Raw genomic sequence first — 6,856 nt, forward strand, 5'->3', positions numbered from 1 at the left:
CTCAGGTTAAACGGGAAAGCTCGAACCGTAATCCAGGAACGCTACGACGACCGCTAAGGCGGCGGGTGAGGCAGCGAGAAGTACGTGGACGAACAGAAACGGAAATGGCTTCGATAGGTTGGTTGCTCGGCAAATTCGGTCCGAGAACATAGGTAGGACGACCGATAGGATAAGGACCGAGACGGCAACGAGATCGGTTTTGCGCGTGATCAGCACTACAGTAAAAGCTATTGCGATCAGGCCACCCAAGGCACCTATCGACGATGCTCCACCGAGGCGAAAAGCCGGACGGACGGCGTGCACGACCAGAATCGCGAATGAGCTCGCCGCGAACATCAGGCAAAGCTGGAACGAGGAGGACGACGCGCCCAAAAGGGCGATCGGCGCAAAGCCGAATGCGAGGGCGGAGCCGACACCACCCCGCTTCACGTCATCCTCCCGACCCGCTGCGCCGGGCAACAGACACCACATCAGGAAAATGCCGACGGTGGCCGCCACCAGAACTTCCCAGGTGGCCACGCCCAGTCTGGGCTGGCCAATGTAGAATGCCGCGGCCACGGGCTGAACAAGGGCGAGAATGCGAACCGAGCGCGGGGCGACGATTTCAGCAGTGAGACCCACCACCGCGCCGACCGCGATCACGTAGAACAGCTTGTTGACCGCGCCGACCGGAGGCCACGCCGGCACCTTATTGTAGACGAGCCAATAGGCGGCCAGCAATGAAACGGGCATCAGGAGATCGGTGGCGAGCACGACGCCGCGCCAACGCATCAATCCTGACATCAGAAAGGCGGCCAGTGTCATGGCGAGCAGCGACGCGGCTAGCGTCTCCTGAGGGGAGCTGCCAAATCCAAACATGGAGGGATTTTCCGAATTGCGAAATCTATTTTTGACGTGGAACGGCATGCCATTGCCATCCACAGCGCTTCATCTCAGATTAGGCGAGTGCGTCCAGTTCCCCAAGAATGTTGGCCGAAAGTTCGATTGCCGCCGCTTCGAGGTTCTCGTGAAGATGCCTGACGCTCGAGGTGCCGGGGATAAGCAGTACGTTCGGGGCACGCGCCAGCAACCAGGCCAATGCGAGTTGGCGAGAGGTTGCGCCAAGCCGTTGGGCTGCCGCTCTAAGCCCTCCGGACTGTAACGGAGAGAACCCGCCTAGAGGGAAGAAGGGGACATAGGCGATTTTCTGCTCCGAAAGCTTGTCAATAAGCGCGTCGTCGGTACGATTGACGATATTAAATTCGTTCTGAACGCAGACAACAGGTGCAATCTTCTGAGCCTCGGCGACCTGTGCGGCCGTGGCATTGCTCAAGCCCAGGTGGCGGATCAAACCCTGATCGCGCAGCGCCGCGAGTGCACTGAAGCTTTCCTCAATGGAGCCCTCCCGTCGGCCTCCACCCATGATACGGAAATTGACGACGTCCAGAGCATCAAGGCCTAGATTGCGCAGATTGTCGTGAACAGCCTGCTTGAGTTCGTGCGGTGTCTGTGCAGGCATCCACGACGCGTCGTTCCCTCGCCGTGCACCAACTTTGGTAACGATGGCCAGATCTGCAGGATACGGATGCAGCGCCTCACGGATTAGCTCATTGGTAACGTGTGGGCCATAAAAGTCGCTGGTATCGATATGGTTCACGCCAGCTTCGACGGCAGCACGCAGAACCGCCAGTGCCGCGCCGCGATCCTTCGGCGGCCCAAAGACGTGCGGACCGGCAAGTTGCATTGCGCCATAGCCCATCCGATTTACCTGCCGGTGGCCGAGGGCGTACACGCCAGCTTTCGAAATATCACTCATCTCATCGTCTTTCCGGAATTAGAATTCGCCAACTACCGTCCTGGTGGTTAGTTTCAGGATTGGGTAATGATGATCTTTCCGCGTGCCCGACCAGATCTCTGACGCTCGATTGCATCGCTAAATGCATCGAAGGGTACCGAGGTATCGAGAACTACTTTGAACCCGTCCTGAGCAACGGCCCTCACCACTTCATCAAGGCGGGAAACGTACGGTTTGACATACATCATGGTTGCCGACACGCCGTGCGCACTTGCCACCGCAACATCCGGCGGACTTGTGGTTGATACGAGGCGCCCACCGCGCTTTAGAACCGGATAGCTGCGCGACTGCGTCTCACCTCCGACGAGGTCTAAAACCAGATCGACGTCGCGAAACACCTGTGCAAAATCCTGCCTTTTGTAGTCGACGACTTCATCTGCTCCGAGCGAGCGCACCAGGTCGACACCAGCGCCAGATGTGGTAGCTAAAACTCGCGCTCCAGCTTTCTTCGCGAACTGCACCGCGAACATCCCAACTCCGCCGGATGCCGCGTGGACCAGGACGGTTTCACCGGTTTTGATATGGCCTTCCGAGAACAGCCCGTGCCAAGCCGTACTTCCAGCAGTTGGAATAGCCGCACCCTCTATCGGCGTTAGCGACGATGGTAGTAGAACGCAGCTTTTGGCTGGCACGGCGGAATATTCCGAAAGACCGCCCCCTGTCAGTGGATCCGCCCACGCCACGACGGCGTTCCCTGGCTTGAACGTAGTGACGGCGTCGCCAACCCGTTCGACCACGCCCGCGAAGTCGCATCCGATCGCGTACGGGAATTCGATCGGGAAGAATCGCGCGGCCCAGCCTGCCATCAGACCGATATCCAGTGGGTTGAGAGCTGAGGCCGTGATGCGGACAAGAACTTGGTCCGCCTCGATTGATGGAACCGAAACCTCGTTAATGACAGCCGGCGTATTGAAGTCATGGATGCGGATGGATTTCACAGAAGACCTCTTGAGATTGCATTGATTGTTTAAGGAAACATACTCGTGCCAAATTACTCTTACAAGAGCAATTATGCAAAAATTGCATCGGCGAGTAGCTATTCCGCCGTCGGTCATTCAGCGAAGGTGTCGTTGAGAGAATAAGGACTTTTGCAGGTAAGCGAGATGATGGCGTCCCGCCGATCCTGAAATGTCGTGAGTATTTCTCGAACGTTGCTTGGGCCGCGGCGACGACCGCTATCGAGGAGCATGGGGACAAAAAAGGGAAACAATGAACAGCAATCGAGGGACTGCATCCTGTCGGATGGGCAGGCCGACATCAGATCGCGGCCCGATTGCAGCAATAGCAGCATTGCCTGCCGATGCGCCGCTGGGCGTCAGTGAGTTGCCGGCGGGAGCAGCTTGGCCGGTCGCAAAATACATCAGTCAAATGCGGAATTTGCCAGGCCGTTTGTCGTATTGCTTGCGCTATCGAACCACTGCGCCATCCAGGACCAAAAGCATGATCGTATTCTGCCAACGGCGATATGGATTATACGTCAAGCGGGCATAGACCTTACCTGTTTCTCGATATCCCCAGGCCGAGAACCAGACGGGCTCGCCCGCTCCGCAGGATCTTCGCGCAGCATCACTCTGCGCATTCCAGCCGACGTTCATCGTCGACATAGACAAGCCACGGTCGTACAGTGCTCAAGACTGGGGCACAAGCGCTAGCAGTGAGATGGCCGTCAATCTCCAAAACCTGTTCAATTGGCTGATCCTCAAGATAGCCAACGGGAAGTGCAGGCAAGTCCAAAATACCTCGTCAAGGTCGGCGGAGTATGCCTATTTCTGCTTCATATAACGCTGTCCGCCTTTGGTTTTGGTCAGCACCTTCTCCTTCCGAGCGCGTGGATTGTGCTGGTCGTCGGATATGGCGGGGGCGAAAGCTATGAGCTCGGTTAGATAATCGACCTCCGCGGCGAGACGGCGCTCCGTATGACGAAGTGCCCACTCTTCGATCAGCCCTATGTAGGGAATGGCGCCCTCAATCATTTCGCGCCGCTCGGCCAGCAATTCCTTCATGCGCTCAAGCCTGTCGGCCAAGACAACGGTGAAATCCCCGAGATCTTTAGCGTTTGCTTTGGTCAACGCTAGATCGAAGGGATCGTATTTAAACCAGATGTCGGTCAGCCCTAAGATGCGCAGTTCCTCAAGCGTCGTCTTACCTGCGTCGGTGATTTCATACAGTTGACGCGTTGGACGGTTACCCTGCTTTTCTTGGCCAGCTTCCCGCAGCAGGCCCTCAGCAGCGAGACGTTTCATTGCCCCGTAGACTGCGCCAACAGGGATGTCCGTCCAAAATGGCACCCGCTTTCTGTCCGCCTCCAGTCTCAGGCGATGGCCATGCATTGGTCCAATCTCCGCGAATGAGGACAAGATGAAAAGGCGTATGGATGACATAAGAACCGATTGCTCTCGCATGATTAACTACTAGATATATATATATATATATAGCTTATAGTTGAAGCTGTATTTTCCACGATTCTTCCGCTTCAACGCTTGCCGCTCGGCATTTTTGCATGACCTATGCGGCGCCTGCTCATAACAGGTGTTCGATGCGAATTGGGATGCTACGCAGCCGATGGTCCGTCGCATCGAAAACCGCGTTTGCCAGGGCGGCGGCGCCAGTCATCGCAACTTCTCCTACACCTTTGACCCCAGATCGATTTGCGTCAAAGTCAGGTTCGTCAATGACGGAGACGTCGATCTCACCTATATCGGCATTGACTGCGACGTGATATTCGGCGATGTCGGACTTCAACCAGCCGCCGTACTGGGGATCGACTTCGCTTTCTTCTCTCAACGCCGCGCTGACAGACCACACGACGACGCCCTGAACTTGGCTGCGGGCGGTGCGAGGGCTCACTACGCGCTCGCAATCGGCGACGGAGACGACCGGCGGCACCCGGATCCGGCGCGTATGCGGTTCGATACGAACCTCCATGAAATGGGCGATGTAACTCAATGCCGTGAAATCCCCATAGTTCCCATGCAGTCCCCCACAGCGAAAGCCCCCGACCTGAACCGCTCCAGAGATTCGGCGCCTTGCCCCGGTGCCGTCATTGATACTTCGATCTCGATATAGGGGAGCATGAGGATTTGTGGGGCGAGGCGGAACGGATAGCAAGAACTGGCGGGGAGACGGCGACCTATGAGGACGAGGTTTTCGTCACGCAATTCCGTATTAGGCTGAAGGACGTAAGCCCGATGGTGTGGCGCAGGGTTTAGGCAATCTCGACGGTGACGTTACGCGAGTTTCATGGCGTCCTTCAGGTCGCTATCGGATGGGAAGTCATCCACCATTACCAATTCATCATTCACACGGTGCGGTACGGCTCGTGGGAGACGGGTGCCCGTTCCCCGGCCATCACGCTCGGCGATTTGAAGCTGCGCAAAGCCAGCCGGGTCCTGTACGAATGTGACCGCAATATTCCCCGGCCGAACGTAAGCGCGAATTTCTGTGCGCCTTCTGAAGCGCGGTGCTCTGATGCATGAAGTTTCCACCAAAAATAGGTGGACACCAAATCATGGATGAAGATGCTCCTAAACTACAAGTGCGGCTTGTTGGTCGCGACGGCCGTCGTCGATATGACCCTGCGTGGAGAGATCGGCTTGTCGCGGCTTGCCTGGAACCCGGCGTTTCGGTCTCGCGTCTGGCGCTGGAGCACGGCGTCAATGCTAATCTTGTTCGGAAATGGGTGAAGAGAGCCAAAGAAGGACGTCCTTTGCCTCTCGTCTCGGGGTTCGTTCCGGTTCGGATTGCTGCAGATATTTCCTCGGCCTCTGGCGGCGATTTGCTGGCGAAGACCGAGCCATTGGGCAAGCACTCTCATGCATCTAGGGTGAGTGCGCTCCTGCCGAATGGGATTAGTCTGACCGTTGAGTACGACGATGTGAATGGACTGGTCGCAATCGTAGGAGCGCTGGGTCATGTTCAGACTGGGCGCTGATCTTGAGGTCTATTTGCACCGAGAGCCGATCGACTTTCGGGCAGGCATCAACAGCCTTGCAGTCCTGGTCCAGGAGACGATGGCGCTGGACCCGTTTACTCCTGCGGTATTTGCCTTCTGCAATCGCCGGCGTGACCGGGTGAAGCTTTTGTTCTTTGATCGGTCGGGGTTTGTTATGGTCCTGAAGAAATTGACGGAAGACAAGTTCAGGTGGCCCCGCCGAGAGACTGTGGTGGTGACACTCTCGACCGAGCAGCTCCACTGGATCCTGGACGGCATCGATATCGATGCGATGGTGCGCCATCCGGTTCGGCAATATCAGATCGCCGGCTGAGGATGGCGAATTGAGCTGTTGACGCGCAGGGCCGGTTCAGATTCAAGAATCTGATGACGAGAACCGGCGAGCCAAGCATTGCAGAACTGATGGCGCAGTTGGCGGCAAATGCTGCCGAAATCGCCGCGCTCAAAGCCGAGAAGGATGCGCTGTCGCTTCGGGTCGTCAAGCTGGAAGAGGAACTGGCACTCGCAAAGCTCCATCGTTTTGCTCCTCGCAGCGAAAAGCACATCGACCGCCTCTTCAACGAAGCCGAAGAGGCGGTGGGCGACGATGATGGGAGCGACGGTGATGCCGGCGACGACGTCGTCAAGCTTCCGGACACTGGCCTGCCAGCGATAGAGGGTCAGACGGGCAAGAAGCGTGGCCGCAGGCCTCTGCCGGCAGATTTGCCGCGCCAACGTGTCGAATACGACCTTCCCGAAGACCAGAAGACCTGTCCCTGCTGCGATCATCAAATGCATCGCATGGGCGAGGCCGTGACCGAGCAGCTCCATATCGAGGTCAAGGCGAAAGTCTTGCAAAATGTGCGCGTCAAGTACGCTTGCCGCCATTGTGACCGCACCGGGATCAACACGCCTGTCGTGATCGCGCCAATGCCGACGCAGCCCCTGCCTGGCAGCATCGCCACGGCCTCGACGCTGGCCTTCGCGCTCGTTCATAAATACGTCGATGGCACACCGCTCTACCGCGTGGCGCAGACGTTCGAACGGGCCGGTGTTCCCATCAGCCGTGGTGCTCTGGCTCACTGGGTGAT

9 protein-coding genes are annotated in these 6,856 nt (G+C 57.4%); 4 read left to right on the plus strand and 5 right to left on the minus strand.

The window, feature by feature from the left end; genetic code table 11:
* Positions 1-6: 6 nt before the first annotated feature.
* The 5 genes from Q4Q11_RS18025 to Q4Q11_RS18045 all read right to left on the minus strand — a co-directional run bounded on the left by Q4Q11_RS18025 (position 7) and on the right by Q4Q11_RS18045 (position 4,780).
* Entirely contained in the window at positions 7-906 is a 900-nt protein-coding gene (locus Q4Q11_RS18025) for a hypothetical protein (RefSeq protein ID WP_498570364.1), read from the minus strand.
* Between the two features lie 31 nt (positions 907-937).
* On the minus strand, positions 938-1,795 hold the full coding sequence (locus Q4Q11_RS18030) for an oxidoreductase (protein ID WP_498570365.1): 858 nt from the start codon (positions 1,793-1,795) through the stop codon (positions 938-940).
* Positions 1,796-1,848: 53 nt separating this feature from the next.
* Positions 1,849-2,772 (minus strand): NADP-dependent oxidoreductase, encoded by a 924-nt coding sequence (locus tag Q4Q11_RS18035; protein ID WP_498570366.1) that lies wholly within the window; start codon positions 2,770-2,772, stop codon positions 1,849-1,851.
* 825 nt (positions 2,773-3,597) lie between these two features.
* A complete protein-coding gene (locus Q4Q11_RS18040; RefSeq protein ID WP_498570367.1) occupies positions 3,598-4,236 on the minus strand; it encodes a PadR family transcriptional regulator in 639 nt (212 codons plus the stop codon).
* A gap of 118 nt (positions 4,237-4,354) precedes the next feature.
* Positions 4,355-4,780 carry a molybdopterin cofactor-binding domain-containing protein gene (locus tag Q4Q11_RS18045; protein ID WP_498570368.1) on the minus strand — a complete coding sequence of 142 codons (426 nt, stop codon included), beginning with the start codon at positions 4,778-4,780 and terminating at the stop codon, positions 4,355-4,357.
* 275 nt (positions 4,781-5,055) lie between these two features.
* Between Q4Q11_RS18045 and Q4Q11_RS18050 the strand changes: the two genes are divergently transcribed.
* The 4 genes from Q4Q11_RS18050 to Q4Q11_RS18065 form a co-directional block, all read left to right on the plus strand.
* Positions 5,056-5,310 (plus strand): IS1096 element passenger TnpR family protein, encoded by a 255-nt coding sequence (locus tag Q4Q11_RS18050; RefSeq protein ID WP_498570369.1) that lies wholly within the window; start codon positions 5,056-5,058, stop codon positions 5,308-5,310.
* A gap of 32 nt (positions 5,311-5,342) precedes the next feature.
* Positions 5,343-5,765, plus strand: a complete 423-nt coding sequence (tnpA, locus tag Q4Q11_RS18055; protein ID WP_075856341.1) for an IS66-like element accessory protein TnpA — start codon at positions 5,343-5,345, stop codon at positions 5,763-5,765.
* Positions 5,746-6,099 (plus strand): IS66 family insertion sequence element accessory protein TnpB, encoded by a 354-nt coding sequence (tnpB, locus tag Q4Q11_RS18060; protein ID WP_075856340.1) that lies wholly within the window; start codon positions 5,746-5,748, stop codon positions 6,097-6,099. The genes tnpA and tnpB overlap by 20 nt, the downstream gene beginning before the upstream one ends.
* A gap of 53 nt (positions 6,100-6,152) precedes the next feature.
* A partial coding sequence (locus tag Q4Q11_RS18065; RefSeq protein ID WP_498570370.1) for a transposase domain-containing protein occupies positions 6,153-6,856 on the plus strand: 704 nt, incomplete at its 3' end.

It is taken from the genome of Rhizobium sp. UFLA01-1127 (assembly GCF_059803845.1).

Bases quoted from the DNA above. Each gene is read 5' to 3' on its own strand.
- Q4Q11_RS18040 (WP_498570367.1), bottom strand. From the start codon at position 4,236: ATGCGAGAGCAATCGGTTCTTATGTCATCCATACGCCTTTTCATCTTG.
- tnpB (WP_075856340.1), top strand. From the start codon at position 5,746: ATGTTCAGACTGGGCGCTGATCTTGAGGTCTATTTGCACCGAGAGCCG.
- tnpA (WP_075856341.1), top strand. From the start codon at position 5,343: ATGGATGAAGATGCTCCTAAACTACAAGTGCGGCTTGTTGGTCGCGAC.
- Q4Q11_RS18030 (WP_498570365.1), bottom strand. From the start codon at position 1,795: ATGAGTGATATTTCGAAAGCTGGCGTGTACGCCCTCGGCCACCGGCAG.
- Q4Q11_RS18025 (WP_498570364.1), bottom strand. From the start codon at position 906: ATGCCGTTCCACGTCAAAAATAGATTTCGCAATTCGGAAAATCCCTCC.